Annotated in this window: 19 protein-coding genes and 1 pseudogene; 14 read left to right on the top strand and 6 right to left on the bottom strand. The window is 63.5% G+C overall.

The window, feature by feature from the left end; genetic code table 11:
* From EOA49_RS21765 to EOA49_RS21755, 3 genes and pseudogenes are all read right to left on the bottom strand, one after another.
* A pseudogene (locus EOA49_RS21765) lies at nt 1-575 on the bottom strand (hypothetical protein); the annotation flags it as partial.
* A 4-nt stretch (nt 576-579) separates the two neighbouring features.
* Nucleotides 580-1,302, bottom strand: coding sequence for a flagellar basal-body rod protein FlgF (flgF, locus tag EOA49_RS21760; RefSeq protein WP_067002386.1), 723 nt, complete (start codon nt 1,300-1,302; stop codon nt 580-582).
* A gap of 7 nt (nt 1,303-1,309) precedes the next feature.
* Nucleotides 1,310-2,086, bottom strand: coding sequence for a DUF1217 domain-containing protein (locus EOA49_RS21755; RefSeq protein ID WP_067326092.1), 777 nt, complete (start codon nt 2,084-2,086; stop codon nt 1,310-1,312).
* Between the two features lie 143 nt (nt 2,087-2,229).
* On the opposite strand from EOA49_RS21755, the gene motA reads away from it, so the two are divergent.
* The 6 genes from motA to EOA49_RS21725 are packed head-to-tail and all read left to right on the top strand — an operon-like array spanning nt 2,230 to nt 7,116.
* Nucleotides 2,230-3,105: a flagellar motor stator protein MotA gene (gene motA, locus EOA49_RS21750; RefSeq protein ID WP_067002381.1), complete on the top strand. Its 876-nt coding sequence runs from the start codon at nt 2,230-2,232 to the stop codon at nt 3,103-3,105.
* Nucleotides 3,106-3,139: 34 nt separating this feature from the next.
* The gene (locus EOA49_RS21745; RefSeq protein ID WP_127242123.1) at nt 3,140-4,075 is read left to right on the top strand and encodes a FliM/FliN family flagellar motor switch protein; all 936 of its coding nucleotides are present in this window, start codon (nt 3,140-3,142) and stop codon (nt 4,073-4,075) included.
* Nucleotides 4,076-4,105: 30 nt separating this feature from the next.
* A complete protein-coding gene (gene fliN / locus EOA49_RS21740) occupies nt 4,106-4,492 on the top strand; it encodes a flagellar motor switch protein FliN (protein ID WP_127242122.1) in 387 nt (128 codons plus the stop codon).
* A 43-nt stretch (nt 4,493-4,535) separates the two neighbouring features.
* Nucleotides 4,536-5,552 carry a flagellar motor switch protein FliG gene (locus tag EOA49_RS21735; protein WP_127242121.1) on the top strand — a complete coding sequence of 339 codons (1,017 nt, stop codon included), beginning with the start codon at nt 4,536-4,538 and terminating at the stop codon, nt 5,550-5,552.
* A 24-nt stretch (nt 5,553-5,576) separates the two neighbouring features.
* Nucleotides 5,577-6,659: a flagellar biosynthesis protein FlhB gene (flhB, locus tag EOA49_RS21730; protein WP_127242120.1), complete on the top strand. Its 1,083-nt coding sequence runs from the start codon at nt 5,577-5,579 to the stop codon at nt 6,657-6,659.
* 19 nt (nt 6,660-6,678) lie between these two features.
* Complete coding sequence (locus EOA49_RS21725) at nt 6,679-7,116, top strand: hypothetical protein (protein ID WP_127243340.1); 438 nt, start codon at nt 6,679-6,681, stop codon at nt 7,114-7,116.
* A gap of 35 nt (nt 7,117-7,151) precedes the next feature.
* Here EOA49_RS21725 and EOA49_RS21720 read toward each other — a convergent pair whose 3' ends face one another.
* The 3 genes from EOA49_RS21720 to EOA49_RS21710 all read right to left on the bottom strand — a co-directional run bounded on the left by EOA49_RS21720 (nt 7,152) and on the right by EOA49_RS21710 (nt 10,089).
* Nucleotides 7,152-7,922 (bottom strand): helix-turn-helix transcriptional regulator, encoded by a 771-nt coding sequence (locus EOA49_RS21720; protein WP_067326107.1) that lies wholly within the window; start codon nt 7,920-7,922, stop codon nt 7,152-7,154.
* Complete coding sequence (locus tag EOA49_RS21715; protein WP_127215190.1) at nt 7,919-8,629, bottom strand: helix-turn-helix transcriptional regulator; 711 nt, start codon at nt 8,627-8,629, stop codon at nt 7,919-7,921. Before EOA49_RS21715 ends, EOA49_RS21720 begins: the two co-directional genes overlap by 4 nt.
* Nucleotides 8,630-9,057: 428 nt before the next feature.
* The gene (locus tag EOA49_RS21710) at nt 9,058-10,089 is read right to left on the bottom strand and encodes a histone deacetylase family protein (protein WP_127239542.1); all 1,032 of its coding nucleotides are present in this window, start codon (nt 10,087-10,089) and stop codon (nt 9,058-9,060) included.
* Nucleotides 10,090-10,257: 168 nt separating this feature from the next.
* Between EOA49_RS21710 and EOA49_RS21705 the strand changes: the two genes are divergently transcribed.
* The 8 genes from EOA49_RS21705 to EOA49_RS21670 form a co-directional block, all read left to right on the top strand.
* The gene (locus EOA49_RS21705) at nt 10,258-11,916 is read left to right on the top strand and encodes an amidohydrolase (RefSeq protein WP_127239543.1); all 1,659 of its coding nucleotides are present in this window, start codon (nt 10,258-10,260) and stop codon (nt 11,914-11,916) included.
* Nucleotides 11,917-12,058: 142 nt separating this feature from the next.
* Nucleotides 12,059-13,159 carry an ABC transporter ATP-binding protein gene (locus EOA49_RS21700; protein ID WP_127239541.1) on the top strand — a complete coding sequence of 367 codons (1,101 nt, stop codon included), beginning with the start codon at nt 12,059-12,061 and terminating at the stop codon, nt 13,157-13,159.
* Nucleotides 13,159-14,106 (top strand): ABC transporter permease, encoded by a 948-nt coding sequence (locus EOA49_RS21695; RefSeq protein WP_082953946.1) that lies wholly within the window; start codon nt 13,159-13,161, stop codon nt 14,104-14,106. Before EOA49_RS21700 ends, EOA49_RS21695 begins: the two co-directional genes overlap by 1 nt.
* Complete coding sequence (locus tag EOA49_RS21690) at nt 14,099-14,911, top strand: ABC transporter permease (protein ID WP_095777180.1); 813 nt, start codon at nt 14,099-14,101, stop codon at nt 14,909-14,911. Before EOA49_RS21695 ends, EOA49_RS21690 begins: the two co-directional genes overlap by 8 nt.
* Nucleotides 14,912-14,958: 47 nt before the next feature.
* Nucleotides 14,959-15,987 carry an extracellular solute-binding protein gene (locus EOA49_RS21685; protein ID WP_067002357.1) on the top strand — a complete coding sequence of 343 codons (1,029 nt, stop codon included), beginning with the start codon at nt 14,959-14,961 and terminating at the stop codon, nt 15,985-15,987.
* Between the two features lie 65 nt (nt 15,988-16,052).
* Nucleotides 16,053-17,249 carry a serine hydrolase gene (locus tag EOA49_RS21680; protein WP_127239540.1) on the top strand — a complete coding sequence of 399 codons (1,197 nt, stop codon included), beginning with the start codon at nt 16,053-16,055 and terminating at the stop codon, nt 17,247-17,249.
* A 30-nt stretch (nt 17,250-17,279) separates the two neighbouring features.
* Nucleotides 17,280-18,458 (top strand): serine hydrolase, encoded by a 1,179-nt coding sequence (locus tag EOA49_RS21675; RefSeq protein ID WP_127239539.1) that lies wholly within the window; start codon nt 17,280-17,282, stop codon nt 18,456-18,458.
* 123 nt (nt 18,459-18,581) lie between these two features.
* Nucleotides 18,582-19,117, top strand: a 536-nt coding sequence (locus EOA49_RS21670; RefSeq protein WP_281058461.1) for a Tex-like N-terminal domain-containing protein, incomplete at its 3' end; no start/stop codon positions are given.

Here is a 19,117-nt window from a genome sequence, read left to right as displayed (position 1 = left end):
TGACTCGCGTCATCGACGGCGGCCCGCCGCTGGTCAGGCCGAATGCCGCCGGCAGCGCCGACACATTGACGCCCGGCGCCATGTCGCGGCAGCGGGTCGGCACCGGCTTCCTGACCGGAGTGCGGGTGATCGACATCTTCACGCCGCTCTGCTTCGGCCAGCGGCGGGCCGCCGTCGATGACGCGAGTCAAAGCATCGATGGCGCGCCCGCGCCAGGAAACATCCGGCGCGACCGCGAGTGGGCCGCGCCGGAAAACGGTGTCGCCGATGCCGGCATCGGCGTGGCGCTCGAACGGCGCGACCACCACCTCGTCGCGGCCTATCCTGACGATCTCGCCGCGGCGCGTGCCGGTCTTGCCGCGCTGCTCGACGATGTCGCCGAGCCTGGCAATGTCCGAAAGGCCGCGCACCTTGTAGTGAGTGGGCGAGATCTCGACGACGCGGCCGCCGCGGCTGAGCAGCGTTTCCGGGTTGTCGAACCGCCGCCAGATGCGTTCGAGCGCGGCCAGCCGATCCGTGGGACCGGCGTCTGCAAGCTTCTCAGGCGCGCGGAGCAGGGACGAGCCGTTCGCCATCCCGTTACTTGTCGCCGAGCGTCTTGATCGCATCGTCGGTGGACGAAGCACTCTGCCGGATCAGCGCAGCCGTATTCTCGAAGGCGCGCTGCACCTGGATCAGCCGGGTCATCTCCAGCACCGGATTGACGTTGGATTCCTCGAGAAACCCTTGAGCTACGCCGACATCGGAGCGGTCGGTGACCGGTTCCGGGGTCCGCGCGGGAACGATGCCCGAATTGCCGTAGCGGACGAAATTGGCGCCGGGATCGAAATCGTAGAGGCCGATGGCGCCGACGAGCTGGTCGTTTTGGCGTAGCGAGCCATCGGCGCCGGCCTTCGGCGGACCGTTGCGCGGATCGAGCTGGATCGGGGCGCCGCCGCTGTCCAGCACCGGATAGCCTTCGATCGACATCAGCTCGCCGTTCTCGTTCATGGAGAAACGGCCGTCGCGGGTCATCACCGTGCCGGCCGGCGTCTCGATGGCGAACCAGGCGTCGCCTTGGATGGCGAAATCGAAAGGATTGCCGGTTTCGGTCAGCGAGCCGTGCGCGCTGGAAAGATAGGTCTTGCCGGAGGATGCGAAGGATACCGACTTCGGCCCGGTGCCGGAGACCACGTCCTCGAATTTCACGCCGGTGGCGCGAAAGCCGATGGTCGAAGCGTTGGCGACATTGTCGGCGATGGTGTCGAGACGGCGTTCGAGCGCAATCTGCGAAGATAGGGCGACGTAGAGACTGTCCTGCATGGTGTTCTCAGAACTTCAGCTTCTGCATGGCCATCATCAGATCGGTCGAGATGCCGACCGTGGTCGGCTGCGCGAACAGCACGCTGACCGAGGTCACGGCAGTGGTCGTCGGGTTGTTGATCTCCCACAGGCTGGTGAAGCGGGTAAGGAAGGTGTTCAGCTTGTCGGGATCCTTGAAGTCGGCGATATCGAGCTTCTGCTCGAACATCTGCGCCTGCTTGTCGATGTCGGCGGAGGCGATGGAGTCGGGCAGGCCGAGAGCCGTGCGCACCACGCTCGAAAGGGCCGTGTCGGCGAGCACGTCATACCAGCTGTTGATGTCAGGCGCCTTACGCTGGAAATAGAGCGCCAGGCGCACGCCCTGATTGGTCTCGCCGGCATTCTCCTCCAGCGTCTGGCGCATGTATTTGTCGACCGCGCCTTGCTGGGCGGAAGGGTAGAGCGTGGCGGTCGAGCCGTAAGCCGCAAAGTTGAACGCTTTGACGAAGTCGGCGTAACGCTTGTCGCTCAGCTTGTTGGCGAAGCTGTCGGAGTCGGACACGCCTTCCTTGAGCGCCTTGACCATGAAGGCCTTGGCATAGGCCATGTCTTCCAGCCCGTACGCCTTCATCGCGTAGTTGAACAGCCGAGTGTTGTTGACGAAATCGTCGATGCTTTTGACGTTGCCGATATTGGCCAAATAGTAGTCGGTGTCACGCTTCACGACGGGCTGCGACTCGACCTGGTCGATTGCCTTTGGGATGTCCTTGGCGATGAGCTGATAGCTCGTATAGGTGTTCAACATCTGCGCCTCCGGCCGAAGCTTTCCGGTGACGATAGCGATGCTTCCTTGTGCGAGGCTGAATCGGTTCCGCATCGCGATTCAAGCCTCACACAAGGCACGAGGACTATCCCTGATCCTCGACGTGACATGCGGAAGGACCTGTCGTGGGTATTCTGATCGGACTTGTGGTGACGCTTGGCTGCGTGCTCGGTGGCTTCATGGCCATGGGTGGGCATCTGCATGTGCTGATCCAGCCTTGGGAAGCGGTGGTCATCTGCGGCGCAGCGCTCGGCACTTTCCTTGTCGCCAACCCGATGAAGACGGTCAAGGACACCGGCAAGGGCATTCTCGAGGCCTTCAAGCAGGCCGTGCCGAAGGAGCGCGACTATCTCGAAACGCTTGGCGTCCTGCACAGCTTGATGCGCGAGTTGCGATCGAAGTCGCGCAGCGAGGTCGAGGCGCATATCGACAATCCGGAAGAGTCGGCGATCTTCCAGGCGTTCCCGACGGTGCTCAAGAACCACGACCTGACGCATTTCATCTGCGACTATTGCCGCATCATCATCATCGGCAATGCGCGCTCGCACGAGATCGAGGCGCTGATGGATGAGGAGATCCAGACGATCCGCACCGACAAGCTGAAGGCCTATCACGCGATGGTCGCGGTCGGCGACGGCCTGCCGGCGCTCGGCATCGTCGCGGCCGTGCTCGGCGTGGTGAAGGCGATGGGCGCGCTCGACCAATCGCCGGAAATTCTCGGGGGGCTGATTGGTGCTGCGCTCGTCGGAACCTTCCTCGGCATCTTCCTGTCCTATGCCGTGGTCGGTCCGGTCGCCACCAAGATCAAGACGGTGCGCGAGAAGAAGAACCGCCTCTACATCATCGTCAAGCAGACGCTGCTCGCTTACATGAACGGCGCCTTGCCGCAGGTCGCGATCGAGTTCGGCCGCAAGACCATCTCGTCCTATGAGCGTCCGACGATCGATGCCGTCGAGCAGAGCACGATGAACACCGGCACCGCCGAGAAGAAGGCGGCCTGAGCATGCAGAACTTCAGCCGGGGCCGCTTGCCGTCATGACCAGTCCGGCAAGTCCGTCGCAAACCCGGGCTCTCATCATCGAGCGTCTCGTCGGCGACAGCGGCGAGGCCGCGCAGGTGATCGGCGTCGGCCGCGGCATGGCCGAGCGCTCGCTCCCGCTACTGCAGAAAGCCCTTTCCGGAGAGCTTGGCGCGCCGGTCACCGTCGACCTGCAGGCGGTCGAAGTGGGACGTGTCCCCGATGCGCGTATGCGCGCGGGCGAAACCTTCGCCATGACCATCGTTCCGTCGCCGACGTCGGCCGACGCCATGACGCTCGTCATGGACGCGCCGGCGATCGCCGTCATGGTCCAGGCGCTGTTCGGCGGGGACCCGGACCAGCCGGTGGCGCCGATCGAGCGCGACCTGTCACAGATCGAGACCGACGTCGCCACCACCGTCTTCCAAGAGGTTGCGATGGCGCTGAACGGATCGGGCCGGCGTTCTCTCGAGCTGCGCCAGCCTGTCCCGAGGGCGATGTCCGGCAACGAGGCGAAACGGCGCGTGCTGCGCGACGGGGCGGCGGTTCGCATCATCTATGGCATCTCGACGCCGACCGACACCGGCACGGTGACGGTGATGATCCCGCAGCGAATCCTTTTGGCGACCCGCGGCGCCACCGCCGATCACGGCGGCGACCAGACGACGGAATTCGACTGGCGAGCCCGCTTTTCGGAGGAAGTGATGCGCTCGGCCGTGCGGCTCGAGGCCACCATGCCGCTCGCCCGGCTGTCGCTTGGCGATCTCGCCGCCTTCCAGCCCGGACAGGTGATCGAGTTCGAGGAAGATGCGCAGCTGCAGGCAAAGCTCAGCGCGCGCGACAAGACGCTGTTTGTCTGCGAGTTCGGCAAGCTCGGACAGAACTACACGGTCCGCATCCGGCATCCCCACGATGGCGGGCAGGATTTCATCGACGGATTGGTGCCGGGCTGAGGCCTGGCTTGGGATTATTGGAGACGAGGCATGGCAAAGACCAAGGTGGAAGCCGAACCCGAAGCCGACCAGCCGGACGAGCAGCTCGACCGCGCCATCGAGGAATTGCGCGGCGTGCTGCGGGAGGAGGAGAACCGCCCCGACGCTGCCCTGCAGGCCGGCGCCAATTCCTCGATCATCATGACGATTCCGGTCGATGTGCAGATCATTCTGGGCAGCACCGAAATGCCGGTGTCGGAGCTGATGGCGCTGCAGAAGGGCTCGACGGTAGCGCTCAACCGCCGCATAGGCGAGCCGGTCGACGTGGTGGTCAACGGCCGCAGAATCGCGCGTGGCGAGATCACGGTGCTGGAACACGATCCGTCGCGCTTCGGCATCAGGCTTACCGAAATCAACGCTGCTACCAAGAGCGCCTGAGCATGGACGGCGAGAGCATTCACCGGCAGCGGAGCCAGGCCCAATGACGTCGTTGACGCTGACGCGCCCGCAAAAGGCCGCCGCCATCCTGGTGGCGATGGGCAAGCCCTCGGCCAGCCGGCTGCTCAAATTCTTCAAGCAGGAGGAGCTGAAGGCGTTGATCGAGGGCGCGCGGCTGCTGCGCACCATTCCGCAAACCGACCTGGAGCGCATCGTTGCGGAATTCGAGGCCGAGTTCACCGAGGGCGCAGGCCTGCTCGACTCGGCGGACCGGATGGACACGATCCTCAACGAATCGCTGTCGCCGGAGGAAATGAGCGCCATCATGGGCGAGAAGAAGTTCGAGCCCGCTCCTGAGGGGCCGCCGCCGATCTGGCCGGATCTGGAAAAGCTCGAGCCGACGCGCCTGGGCACCTTCCTCGCCGGCGAACACCCGCAAACGTCCGCCATGGTGCTGTCGAAGCTTGCGCCGCAGACCGCGGCCAATGTGCTGCTGACGATGGAAAAGCCGATACGCAGCCAGATCATCAAGCGCATGGTGACGATGGCCAACGTTCCGGATGCGGCAGCCAGGATCGTCGAGAACCAGTTGCGCGCCAGCGTGCTTTCGCAAAAAGCGACCAGGGACACGTCGGTCGGCCAGGAGCGCGTCGCCAGCGTGCTCAACGAGATGGCCAAGCCCGAGCTCGATGAACTCATGCAGGACCTGGAGGAAGCCGGCACGCCGGATCTGGCCGGGGTCAGGTCGCGGCTGTTTGCCTTCGACGACTTGCCGCTGCTCGCCCAGAAGGCGCGCGTGCTTCTGTTCGACGGACTGTCGACGGAGCTCGTCACACTGGCTTTGCGCGGCGCGCCGGCGGAGCTTACCGAATCCGTGCTGTCGGCGATCGGCGCACGCTCGCGCCGCATGATCGAATCCGAGCTCGGACAGGGATCGGAAGGTATCGCGCTGGCCGACATCATGGCGGCGCGAAAGACGATCGCCGTGGCGACCATTCGTCTCTCGCGGCAGGGAGCGTTCGAGCTTCCCTCGATGCAGACCGCCGCCGAAGCCGCCTGACGACAGCAATGCGGTCAGGGCATCATGGCTGAGGCGGTCGACAAGGATTCCAAAACCGAGGAAGCCACAGAAAAGAAGATCCGCGACACGATCGAGCAGGGCAAGCTGCCTCACTCGCGCGAGACGGCGATCTTCGCTTCCTTCCTCGCCATACTGGTGTTCAGCGTCTTTTACGCCAAGGACGCCATCGTCAATCTCGGCATGTTCCTCGCCATGTTCCTGGAAAAGCCGGAAGCCTGGCCGATGGACACCGAGACCGACGTCATCGAGCTCTACAAGACCGTGCTGTTCGAAATCGGCCGCGCCGTCGTCAGCCTGCTGGTGCTGCTGGTGGTCGCCGGCGTCGGCGCTTCGGTGTTCCAGAACATCCCGCAATTCGTCGGCGATCGGATCCGGCCGCAGCTGTCGCGAATTTCGATCGCCAAGGGCTGGAGCCGCCTGTTCGGCGTGCAGGGCTTTGTCGAATTCGCCAAGTCGCTGGCCAAGCTTGCCTTCGCCATCGCCGTGCTCGCCTTCACGCTGTCGGAAGATCACCGCAGGCTGCTCGCCGGCATGATCACCAACCCGGTGTCGTTCGGCATGGTCATCCGCGGCATCTTCGTCGACATATTGGTGGCGATCGTCTTCGTCATGGGGGCGGTCGCGGTCGCCGATATCGTCTGGTCGCGCTTCCACTGGCGGCGCGACCTGCGCATGACCAAGCAGGAAGTGAAAGACGAGCTGAAGCAGTCGGAAGGCGATCCGATCGTGAAGTCGCGCCTGCGCTCGCTGGCGCGTGACCGGGCGCGGCGGCGCATGATGACGGCGGTGCCGCGCGCGACGCTCGTCATCGCCAATCCGACCCACTATTCCATCGCGCTGAAATATGTGCGCGAAGAGGACTCCGCTCCGCTGGTGCTCGCCAAGGGCCAGGATCTGGTGGCGCTGAAAATCCGAGAGATCGCGAGAGAGAACAACATCCCGATCTTCGAGGATGTGGCGCTTGCCCGCTCCATGTACAAGCAAGTTTCAGTTGATAGCGTGATCCCGTCGCAATTCTACCAGGCCGTCGCCGAATTGGTGCGGATCGTCTACTCGAAGAAGGCCGAGCGAAAAGTAACCCAATGATCGGACGCTGTTTCTATCCATGAACCGGCAACCACACGCCAATTCACGCGAGCAGATCGTCGCCAATGCCATCCAGGACGTGGTGGGCGAGCTGCGCCTGATCGAGGTCGCGGACTATATCGCCTTTATCCGGCTGGAGCATTTCGCCTGCCTCTCGGACCTGGTGGACTCGGCTGCGGAGCTCTATTTCCAGCAGGGCACGCTCAGGCTCGGTCATGGCGGCGAAGCGCATGTCGACTGGAGCGGCAGCCCGCGCATCGTGCTCGATCTCGAGCTTCGGCCGCGCGGCGTAACCGTCTATTTCCAGCTGATGCTGACCGGGCAGGGCACGTCCGTGATCGTCAATTACGTCTCTTTCGAGAAGCCGGGCGAGACGCCGGAGCACAACACCGCCCTGCTCGAGGACGCGATCGACGAGGCGCGCATCCGGAGGACCGAGCCACTCGCTTTTCCCTGACGATGTTTCTGGTCTCGGCGCCTGGCCTGGGCGAGCTACTCGATCAGGCCAAGCCGCAGCGCCTTCGCGACCGCCTGGTTGCGGTTGACAGCGTTGAGCTTCTGCGTCGACTGGGTGAGATACTGGTTGGCGGTGTGCACCGACAGTTTCAGGAGCTTCGCGATCTCCTCGCTGGTGTTGCCGTTGGCGGTCAGCTTCAGGCATTCGAGTTCGCGCTTGGAAATGGCGCGCGTCCTGCCGGTTTCGCTTGGACGGATGCGGGCGACCGACGCAAACAGGGCAAAGCAGCGCGCGTGGATTTCACATAGCGTGTCGTCCGAAAGGGTCATATCCGGCCCCAGGAAGACGACCAGCCCGCACTGGCCGCGCTCCGCATGCACCGGAAAGGCGATGCCGTCGGTGCCGGGCGCGAGCGGCGCGGTCGGTTCGGACCATGCCAGGCTCTCCAACCTCTGCTGCGAAACGGCCATGCCGCTGTCGGCCCACCAGCGCGGCGTCGTCGAGATGCGGCTGTGGCGCACCATTTCCTCGCCGCTGGCGCCCGAGATGAATTTGGTGGTGAGGCCGGTCGACGGATAATCCGAATCGAAGCAGGCGACGAGGCGCGCTCGCTCCAGCGAGGGGCTGACGAAGAACAGTCCGAAACCAGAAGCGTTGATATCGACCGCGATCCAGCGGCAGCGGCGCACGGCGTCCGGAATGGTCACCGCGTGATGCGTCTCCGATCCGAGCGAGAAGGCGCCGAACGGATTGCGCTGCTCGTTGAAAAGGGCGGCAGCGGCCTCTTTGATCTGTGCGTGCTTCAAATGATGCCGCTCCTGATAGCGGTCGCAATCGCCATCGCGCGGTTCGAAGCCGCGAATTTCTGGATGGCATGCGTGATGTAGCTGTTGACGGTGTTCGACGAGACGCCAAGGATGAGGGCCACCTCGTCGGTGGTCTTGCCCTCCGATACCCAGAACAGGCATTCGCGCTCGCGGTCCGACAGCGGATCCTGCATGGATGCCGCGGCGATCAATTGCGGGATGCTGGATAACGCGTAGCAGCATTTCAGCTGCGCCTTCATCAAGGCCGTAAGGTCGATCTTGCCGGGTTCGGCGGCGGAAAACAGCACGAAAAGGCGCTGGCGGCCAACATTCAACCTCAGCGAATAGATCTCGGCGTGGCCGAGCACATCGAGCAGCCGCGCTTCCTCGCCGCTCAGTAGCGCGCCGGCGTCGGGCGCATGCGCCGCGACCAATGGCTTCGGGCGCACGCCCGGCGCTGCCGTCAGCGGGCCGAGCGCGAGATTGGCAATCAGCCGCTTGCCGATCAGCTCGATGGCGTCGAAAATCCAGTTCGACGACACGATACGCGCGTCGTTTCGATCCTGATCGTGCACCATGGCGACCAACATATAGCTGTCGGCGCCGATATCGGCTGAAAGCTGCATGAAGAAGCTGGTGAGATCGCCGCGCGACGCCAGGCGCGAGCCTGAAGCGTCGGAATGAAGAAGCGCGGCGGGACTGCTCATTTTGATATTCTGACCGGAATCGATCCTTGCGCCCGGTGCTGGCATTGGCCAGCGCTCGGACCCGAAACGCGTCACGTTTACGAAGACACACCCACGGGCGCGCACAGCGCCCAACCGAGCCGAATCCTTACAGGGAACGCGAAGCCGTCCGCGTCTGGTACCGGCAGGACGCCGGAACTTGAGACTTTGGGTGGTCGCCGCGCCCCCCCGTGGACCGGCTGATTCGGGTCTAATCTACCCGCAGATGAATCCGACATCAAACGCGATTTGACAAAATCGAATCCGCTGGACTCGTGTTGCGACTCAGCGGCTGCTCATCGCGTTGCTTGGGGTGGCTTCAGAGCTGCATCGAGCCGACGATTTCCCGGTGAAATCGAAAAAATAACGCTCCGTTGCAGGTGGAGCGCGTCCGTTTGATCAGATATGGCTCAGCGGTCCTCGAAGCCGGTCAGCACGCCGACGGCGTTGATGCCGATTTCCTCAACCGCGTAGCCGCCTTCCATGACGAACAGCGTCGGCAGGCCGAGCTTGGCGATGCGGCGGCCGATCTTGGGATAGTCTTCGCTCTTCAGCTTGAACTGGCTGATCGGATCCTTCTCGAAGGTGTCGACGCCGAGCGAGACCACGACCACGTCCGGCGCATAGGCGGCAAGCTTGGCACAGGCGTCTTCCAGCGCTGCGTTCCAGCCGTCCCAGTTGGTGCCGAAGGGCATCGGGTAGTTGACGTTGAAGCCTTCGCCTTCATCCTCGCCGCGCTCGTCGGCATGGCCGAGGAAGAAGGGGTACTCGACCATCGGATCGCCATGCAGGTTGAGCACCTGGACGTCGCCGCGGCGATAGAAAATCTCCTGCGTGCCATTGCCGTGGTGGTAATCGACATCGAGGACCGAGACACGGCTTGCGCCCTGGTCGCGGAACCATTGCGCGACGACGGCGGCGTTGTTGATGAAGCAGTAGCCGCCCATGAAGGCAGCGCCGGCGTGGTGGCCGGGCGGGCGGCAGAGCGCGAAGGCGGTCCGCTCGCCGCCCTTGACCAGGGCGGCCGCCGTCAGCGCGACGTCATAGGATGACTTGATCGCCTTCCATGTGCCTTCGACGAAAGTGGCGCCGGCATCGAAGGAATAGTAGCCGAGCAGGGCGTCGATGCGCTTCGGCGGGACATCGCCGCGCAGGCCGCGCGTCGGCCAGGTGAAGCCCATCGCCGAGCCCTTGAAGCCGGCCGCGACCCATTCCGGCCAAACCGTCGGCAGGAAATCGATGTAGTGCGCTTCATGCACGCGCTTGGCGGCGGCAAGGTCGTGCTCGACCGGCCCGATGATCGGCCCCAGCTTCTCGCTTTCCACCCTTGCCTTGATGAATTCGGCCCGCGAGGGCTTCTCGAAACCCGGCACGATCGCCGAGGTGACCAATTCCATCTGGCCGGCGTGACCGGCGTGAAGCGGTGAAAAAACTGTCTTCATTTTGGGAGTTGGCTCGCTGTTCGAGTTCTGGTTTCGGGGCCTCAAACAGCTTTGTGGCAGAGAGTTCCGGCGCCGCCAAGGGGCATTTCAGTTTGTCGTTCGGGCCAGCATGGGACGGCTTGCCAGACGCCAATACTCTGCTAGCCTAGGCACAAATGGGAGAAAATGATGCCGCAAACGGCCGATCTTATCGTCGAGAACGCCAGCATATTGACGATGGATCCGGATACCCCCGCCGCCCAGGCCATTGCCATCAAAGGTGATAAGATAATTGCGATCGCAGATCGCGATAGCGTCCGCGATTGCAAAGGCCCTGCCACTCGTGTCGTCGATGCTCAGGGCGGCTCCGTCCTGCCGGGCTTCATCGAAGCGCACATGCATTTGTTCGGCGGCGCGGCCGAGCTCGACAATCTGCATCTGGCAGGCGTGCAGGGCTTCGACGCGCTTCGCGACGCGATCCGGGGCTTTGCGGCGAAGCGTCCGAAAGCCGGGCTGCTGCTCGGCGCCGGTGTAGACTATGCGATCCTGCCCGAGCCGGTGACCCGCCATCACCTCGACCGTATCATTCCCGACCGGCCCTTCGCCATGTCGGCCTCCGACCATCACACGATGTGGGCAAACACCAAGGCGCTGGAAGAGGCCGGCCTGCTGCATGGCAAGCAGGTGGGACCAGGCAACGAAATCGTCATGGGCGCGGACGGACTTGCCGCCGGCGAGTTGCGCGAAGGCGAGGCGTTCGGTCCCGTGCTCGACCATTTCGGCGCGAACCGGACACGGCTCGGCCTCGAAGGTGCGGAGCCGGATCCCTATCCGTCGGCAGCGGAGCTTGCCGCCGACGGCGATCTCATGCACCGCGGGCTCGAGTGGTGCGCAAAGCACGGCATCACTTCGATCCAGAACATGGACGGCAACCTCTACCAGCTCGAGCTGCTCGCCGGGCTGCAAGAGGAAGGACGGCTCATCTGCCGCACCAAGATCCCGTTCCACTTCAAGAATTTCATGAAGCTGGACATGCTGGAAAAAGCCTCGCGCATGGCGGCGGCGTACAATTCCGAGTGGCTGTCGTCCGGCATGGTCAAGGTCTTCTACGACGGGGTGCTGGATTCCTGGACCGCGGTGATGGTCGACGATTATGCCGACCGTCCGGGCTGGCGCGGCGAGCCGCTTTTTTCCCCCGAGCATTTCGCCGAGGTTGCGGTCGAAGCCGACAGGCGCGGCCTGCAGATCGCCGTTCATTCGATCGGAGACGGAGCGGTGCGCGCCGTGCTCGACGGTTACCAGGCGGCAGCGAAGAAAAACGGCAGGCGCGACAGCCGGCACCGCATCGAGCACATCGAAGTGATCACCCCGTCCGATGTGCCGCGTTTCGCCGAGCTCGGCGTGCTCGCCTCGATGCAGCCGCCGCATCCGCCGGGCGCGATGAATTTCCCGCTGGAGCCGACGATCTCGCGCATTGGCCATGATAAGTGGCCGCTGAGCTATGCCTGGCGCACCTTGAAGAATGCCGGCGCGCGGGTCGTCTTCGCATCCGACTGGCCGGTCTCGCCGGTTGACCCGATCCTGGGCATCCAGGCGGCGGTCTTGCGCAAACCTTGGGCAGAAGGCCTGCCGGACCAGAGCTTCTCGCTGCATGAGGCGATTGCCGGCTACACGGTCGAAGGCGCCTATGCCGAGTTCATGGAACACCGCAAGGGGCGCCTGAAGCCCGGATACCTCGCCGATATCGTGGTTTTGTCGGCCGATATCGAGAAGACGGCGCCGGAGGCGCTGCACACCGTGCGGCCGGTTACCACCATCTGTGGCGGCAAGTTCACTTTCCAAGCTTAGATTGTCCAGGCCTGAGGCTGGCATGGGTATTGCGTTAAAAAAACGAGTAGCAGCTCCGCAGTTGCCAAGCCGGTCGGCTTATGGTGACAATCAAACAGGAACGCACCTGCCGCCAAGAGCAGGCTCTCTCAATGGGGTAATCGTGCCGGAACAACCGGGTAAGAACGCGATCGAAGTTCGCGGCGTACGAAAAGTATTTGGAACCGGTGAAAACCAGGTAGCCGCTCTCGACACGGTGTCCGTCTCGATCCGCGAGAACGAGTTTTTCACGCTGCTCGGCCCGTCCGGATGCGGAAAGACGACGCTGTTGAGACTGATTGCCGGCTTCGATTTCCCAAGCGCCGGCGAAATCATGCTGCACGGCCAGGACATCGCGCCGCTGCCGCCGTTCAAGCGACCCGTCAACACCGTCTTCCAGAGCTACGCGCTCTTCCCGCACATGACGGTGGCGCAGAACATCGGCTTCGGGCTGGAGATGCTCGGCAAGCCCAAGGGCGAAATCGAGGCACGGGTCGCTCAGATGCTGAAACTGGTCAAGATGGAGGCGCTCAAGGCGCGCCGCACCAGCCAGATCTCGGGCGGCCAGCAGCAGCGCGTGGCGCTCGCCCGGGCGCTCGCGCCACAGCCGAAGGTGCTCTTGCTCGACGAGCCGCTCTCGGCGCTCGACTACAAGCTGCGCAAGGAGATGCAGATCGAACTGAAGCGGCTGCAGCACGAGACCGGCATCACCTTCATCTTCGTCACCCACGACCAAGAAGAAGCGCTGACCATGTCCGACCGCATCGCGGTGATGTCGGCCGGCAAGATCCTCCAGGTCGGCACGCCGCGCGACATCTACGACAAGCCGGCGGAACGCTTCGTCGCCGATTTCATCGGCGAGACGAATTTCTTGGCCGGCACGGTGGTGTCGAAGAGGCCAGGGGCGGCCACGGTCAAATTCGCCAGCAACGCGACGATCGCCGCCGGCTATCCGGAGGGCTTCGATCCGACAGGCGAGGTCACGCTGGTGGTGCGCCCCGAGCATGCCGACCTGGTGCCCGATCCGGCCAAGGGCACGATCGCTGGAACGCTCTCCAACATCGTCTATTTCGGCACCGATACGCATTACCACGTGAGGCTCGACGGCGGTGAAAACTTCATCGTGCGCCATCAGAACAGCCGCTCGTCTCCGGTGACCTACGAGACCGGCGCCAAGGTCGGCATCCAGTTCGAGGAGGGCGCCGCGCGCGTCCTGAAAGACTGATGACGACAGCCACGCTCTCCCCGACCATGCCTTCCAAGGCCGCGTTGTTCGAAGCCCAGGCGGTGAAAGCCGGCGCGCGACGCAACCGCCTGCTGTCGCTGCCGGCGCTGCTCATCATCGGCATTTTCGGCGTGCTGCCGCTTTTGATCATCTGCGTCTATTCGTTTCTGGCCGCCGCGCCCTATGGCGGCGTGCAGTGGCGGTTCTCGACCGACGCCTATCTGAACTTCCTGTTCCAGCGCGACATCTTCGACGACACCCTGCAGTTCACGCCGGACTTCCTGATCATCTATCTGCGCTCGTTCCTGTTCGCGGTGGTGACGACGATCATCTGCCTGCTGCTCGGATTTCCGACCGCCTATTTCATGGCGACGCGACCGCCGGCGCAGCGCAACTGGTGGGTGCTTCTGATCACCATCCCGTTCTGGTCGAACCTTTTGGTCCGCACACTGGCGATCATGTTCATCATCCGCGACGAAGGGCTGATCAACAATGCGCTGCTGGGGCTCGGCGTCATCGATAAGCCGATCACCATGCTCTACACCAATTTCGCCATCCAGCTCGGCCTGCTCTATGCTTTCCTCCCGTTCATGGTGCTGCCGCTCTATTCCAGCCTGGAGAAGCTCGATTTCCGGCTGATCGAGGCGGCCTACGACCTCTACGCGACGCGCCGCCAGGTGTTGTGGCGGGTGATCATCCCGCTGTCGAAGCCCGGCATCATCGCCGGCTGCCTGCTTGTCTTCATCCCGGCGCTCGGCGCCTATGTCACGCCGCTGATCCTCGGCGGGGGCGTCCACCTGATGATCGGCGATCTCATCGCCCAGCAATTCGGATCGGGGCGCAACTGGCCGCTCGGCTGCGCGCAGGCGCTGATCCTGATGGCCGCGGTGCTGGTGGCGCTGTTCTTCTACGTTCGCAACACGTCGGGGAAGGTGCAGCATGGCTGAGCCCCGCAGCATCGACATCAAGGAGCAGCCGGGCTTCCGCTCGATTGCTGTCATCTGCCTGCTGGTGCTCTACGTGCCGGTGCTGATCCTGATGATCTTCTCGCTGAACAGCGGCTCGCTGGTCACGCATTGGGAGGGCGTCACGCTCGGCTGGTACGGCAGCGCGTTGCGCAACGAGGAATTCCACAACGCTGCCCGCAACACGCTGATCATCTCGATCAGCGCCACGATAATCTCTACCGTGTGCGCGACGCTCGCGGCGATCGGCATGACAAGGGTGAAGCCGTGGCGCGGGCTGGCGGCGGCCTTCATGGTCATCAATCTGCCACTGATGGTGCCGGAAATCATCACGGCGGTGGCGACGCTCTCCTTCTTCGCGCTGATCGCCGGCACGTTCGGGCTGAATTTCGGCATCGGCAATCTGATCCTCGCCCACACCGTGTTCTGCATTCCGTTCGCCTACATGCCGATCCGGGCGCGGCTGGAAGACATGGACCTGACGCTGGAATATGCCGCCGCCGACCTTTACGCGACGCCGTGGAAGGCCTTCAAGCGCATCACGCTGCCGTTGCTTGTTCCCGGCATCATGTCGGGCGCAGCACTCGCCTTCATCGTCTCATTCGACGATTTCACCATCACCCAGCTCGTCGCCGGCCCCGGCCAGACGACTTTGCCCCTCTATATCTGGAACCAGATCCGGCGGCCGATGACGCCGGAGATCAACGCCATCTCCACCATCCTGCTTTTGGTGTCGATCCTGTTCGTCTCGGTCTCGTTCCTGATCGCGCGGCGACGCGCCAAATGATCCGTGAGCTCCAACACAAAACAATGGGAAGGCAAGGAGAACATTAAATGTCTGGAAAACTGATGGCGGCCGTTTCCGCGGCCGTGCTGTTATGGGCCGTTCCGGCGCTCGCCGACGGCGAATTGCATATCTACAACTGGGGCGACTACACCAACCCCAAGCTGATCGAGAAGTTCGAAAAGCAGTACAACGTCAAGGTGACGCTGGACGACTACGATTCCAACGAAACCATGCTGTCCAAGGTGCGCGCCGGCAATTCGGGCTACGACATCGTCGTGCCGTCCGACTACACCGTGAAGATCATGATCGAGGAGGGCCTGCTCGAAAAGACCGAGCCCAACGCGATGCCGAACGGCAAGAACATCGATCCACGCTTCCTCGATATCTACTGGGACTCCGGACGCCATTACACCGCGCCGTGGCAATTCGGCACGACGGCGTTCTCCGTCAATACGGATAAGTTCAAGGGCGACATCAACACGCTGGCCATCCTGTTCAACCCGCCGGACGAACTGAAGGGCCAGATCAACGTGCTCGACGACGTCAACACCGTCATGCACGCGGCCGAGCGCTATGCCGGCGTGCCGCGCTGCGGCGCAGACAAGGCCAGCCTGAAAAAGATCAACGACATACTGATGGCCGCCAAGCCGTCATGGAAGACCTTCAGCTACGACACGATCACCAAGATCACTTCCGGCGACGTGATCGTGACCGAACAGTGGAATGGTGCGGCCTACCGCTCGCGTCAGAAGATCCCGGCGATCAAATATGCCTATCCGAAGGAAGGCATCGAGGGCTGGATGGACAATGTCGCGGTGCTGAAGGGCGCCAAGAACCTGGAGAACGCCAAGCTCTTCCAGGATTTCGTCATGGCGCCTGAGAACGCGGCGCTGATCTCCGAGTATGCCGGTTACGACAACGGCATCGCCGGCAGCCACAAATTCCTGCCGGCGGAGTTCGCCAACTCGCCGGAAATCAGCCCGCCAGCCGGCTCGCCGACGCCGGAATTCGTGCCGCCGTGCCCGCCAGATGTGGTGGAGATCTACAACAAGATCTGGACCAACCTGCGCAAGTAACTGAGCGGGAACGCATGAAGGGAGGGGAGGCTCCGGCCTCCCTTTCTTATGTGCAGGGAGGATTGATGACATCTTACCGCAACTCCGATCCGCGGCCGCCGATCATGCAGGGCTCGCCGCCGGCCATGGCTCTGCCGAAGCTCGACTGGGATCGGCCACCGTGGAACCGCTGGGCCTTCCAGCACGTGCGTGAGTTTTTGCCGACCGTCGAGGTCTGGCGCGGCCAAGGTCATCGCCGTCGGCTCGAGCGCGCCGAGGTCGATCTCGACGACCTGGCGGTGGCGGATAGCGAGGGCCGGCCGACAACGCTCGCCGGCTTGCTCGACGAGACCTACACGGACGGTTTCCTGGTGTTGAAGGACGGCACGGTCGCCTATGAGCGCTACTTCAACGGCATGGACGAGCGCACGCTGCATCTGTCGCAATCGATGGCAAAGTCGGTCACGGGATCGGTGTTCGGCATCCTGGTCGGGCGCGACCTGATCGACCCGGCCAGGCTGGTGACGGATTATCTTCCGGAGCTCGGCGAGACCGCCTGGGCCGGGGCCACCGTGCAGCAAGTGCTCGACATGACCACGGGCGTGCGCTTCTCCGAGGAATACACCGATCGCTATTCCGAGATCGGTCAGGTCGATGTCGCCACCGGCTGGAAGCCGATCCCGCCGGGCAGCGATCCTGATTTCCGGTGGCCCGCGCATCTGTTCGAGCTGATCCTGCGGCTGAAGGACAAGGTCCGCGAACATGGCGAGGCCTTCGAGTACCGCTCGATCGAGACCGATGTGCTTGCCTTCATCATGGAGCGGGTGAGCGGCAAGCGCCTGGCGCAGCTGGTCTCGGAAGAACTCTGGCAAAAGCTCGGCGCCGACGAGAGCGCCTGTTTCACCGTCGACAGCGCCGGCTATGCGCTGGCCGACGGCGGCTTCAACGCGACGCTGCGCGATTATGGCCGCTTCGGCCAGTTGATCCTCGACAATGGCGGCGGGGTCATCCCTGCCGAGTGGATCGAAGCGACGCGTAGCGGCAAGCACGGACCGCATTTTAGCCCGAGCCTTCCGGACGGCAGCTACCGCAACCAGTTCTGGATCGAGGATCCACGCTCTCGCGCGCTGATGTGCAAGGGCGTGTTCGGCCAGATGATCCATATCAACTGGGAGTACAGGATGGTCGTGGTGAAGCTTTCGACCTATCCGGATTTCCTCAACGCCGCCTATTCGGTGGCGACGCTTAAGGCCGTGCACGCCATAGCCGCCGCGCTAGGCTGAAAGTCAGACATAGATGACCGGGAGACAATCATGACCGGCAACACCGCGTTCGAGACAAGATACGGCTTTGCCCGCAAGGATGTGCGGCTCGACAATTGGCGGCTGAGGCCGTTCAGCCAATGGTCGTTCCAGAATGTCGGCGAATTGGTGCCGAGCGTCCACGTTGCCGCCGCGCCCGGCGGCGAGGAACAGGTGAAATCGCTCGGCGCGCTGCTCGAGGAGAAAGTCACCTTGGCCGGGGGCGCCGAAACAGTCGAATCCTTCCTAAAGCGCTCCGACACTGACGGGCTGACGATCCTGAAGGGCGGCAGGCTGGTCGGCGACTGGTCGGCGCCGCATATGGCGTTCGGTCAGCGCCATATCATCTTTTCGATCAGCAAGTCGGTGACGGCGATCCTCGCCGGCATCCTGCAAGGCGAGGGGGTGTTCGACCCGGAAGCGCCGGTGACAGAATACATCCCCGAAGCCAAGAGCTCGGCCTATGGCGATGCGAGCGTGCGCAATGTGCTCGACATGACGGTCAGCCTCGACTTCGAGGAGGCCTATCTCGATCCGGAAAGCGCCTTCGCCCGCTATCGCCGCGCGACACTGTGGAATCCGGGCGGCGGGTCGGAAAGCCTCGCTGCGTTTCTGTTGACGTTGCCGCGCCTCGCCGAGCCGCATGGGCAGACCTACCGTTATCGCTCACCCAATTCGGATATGCTGGGCATCCTGGTGGAGCGGGCATCCGGCAAACGCGTCAGCGACTTGCTCAGCGAAAAACTGTGGCTGCCGCTGGGCGCCGCGAGCGAGATGTCGGTGACGGTCGACATGGAAGGCACGGCGCGTACCGCCGGCGGCATGTCGATGACGCCGCGCGACCTTGCCCGCATCGGCGAAATGATGCGACAGGGCGGCACGGCCAATGGCCGCCGCATCGTGCCGGAAACCTGGCTGCATGACACGGTTGCCAGCGGCGGCAGCCACGAAGCCTGGCGGCGCGGCACGATGGTGTTCCTCTTCCCCAAGGGCCGCTACCGCAACAAATGGTACCAGATGGGCACGCCAAGCGGCGCCTTCTGCGGCATCGGCATTCACGGCCAGTGGATCTACGTCAACCCGAGCGACGAGGTGGTCATCGCCAAGATGTCGTCGCAACCGGAACCGGTCGACGATCAGCTTGATCTCGATGTAGTCGCCTTCTTCGAGGCCCTGAGCCGGATGGTTTGAGCCGTTCGGCTGGTCTTTCCTCGCAGCTCTTTCCTGTGGAGCTTTCCTGTCGGGTGGAGACAGCGCGGTTGGCGCAGCCGTCGTCCCGGCCTATTGTCGCCGCTCTTTTCGGCAGGAACCAGCATGGCATCGGACATCAAGCGCATCGCAGCAATCATCGCGGCCGAGATCGGCTCGCGGCCGGAGCAGGCGGCAGCCGCAATCGGGCTGCTGGACGAGGGCGCAACGGTGCCTTTCGTGGCGCGCTACCGCAAGGAGGTCACCGGCGGCCTCGACGACACGCAGTTGCGCGACCTTTCCGAGCGGCTTGCCTATCTGCGCGAGCTCGATGCGCGCCGCGACACCATCCTCGGTTCGATCCGTGAGCAGGGCAAGCTGACCGAGGACCTCGAGGCAAAAATCGCGGCGGCGACCACCAAGGCCGAGCTCGAAGACATCTACTTGCCATACAAGCCGAAGCGCCGCACCAAGGCCGAGATCGCCAGGGAACGTGGACTGGGGCCGCTGGCCGAGGCGATCCTCGCCGACCGTTCGGCGGTGCCTGCCGAACTCGCGCTAGCCTATCGCACAGACGAGGTTCCCGATGCCAAGGCGGCGCTCGAAGGCGCACGCGACATCCTGTCGGAGCAGTTCGCCGAGAATGCCGATCTGGGCGGGAA

Source organism: Mesorhizobium sp. M1A.F.Ca.IN.020.04.1.1 (assembly GCF_003997315.1).
Lineage (GTDB): Bacteria > Pseudomonadota > Alphaproteobacteria > Rhizobiales > Rhizobiaceae > Mesorhizobium.
This window is presented reverse-complemented; position numbering and strand designations above follow the sequence as displayed.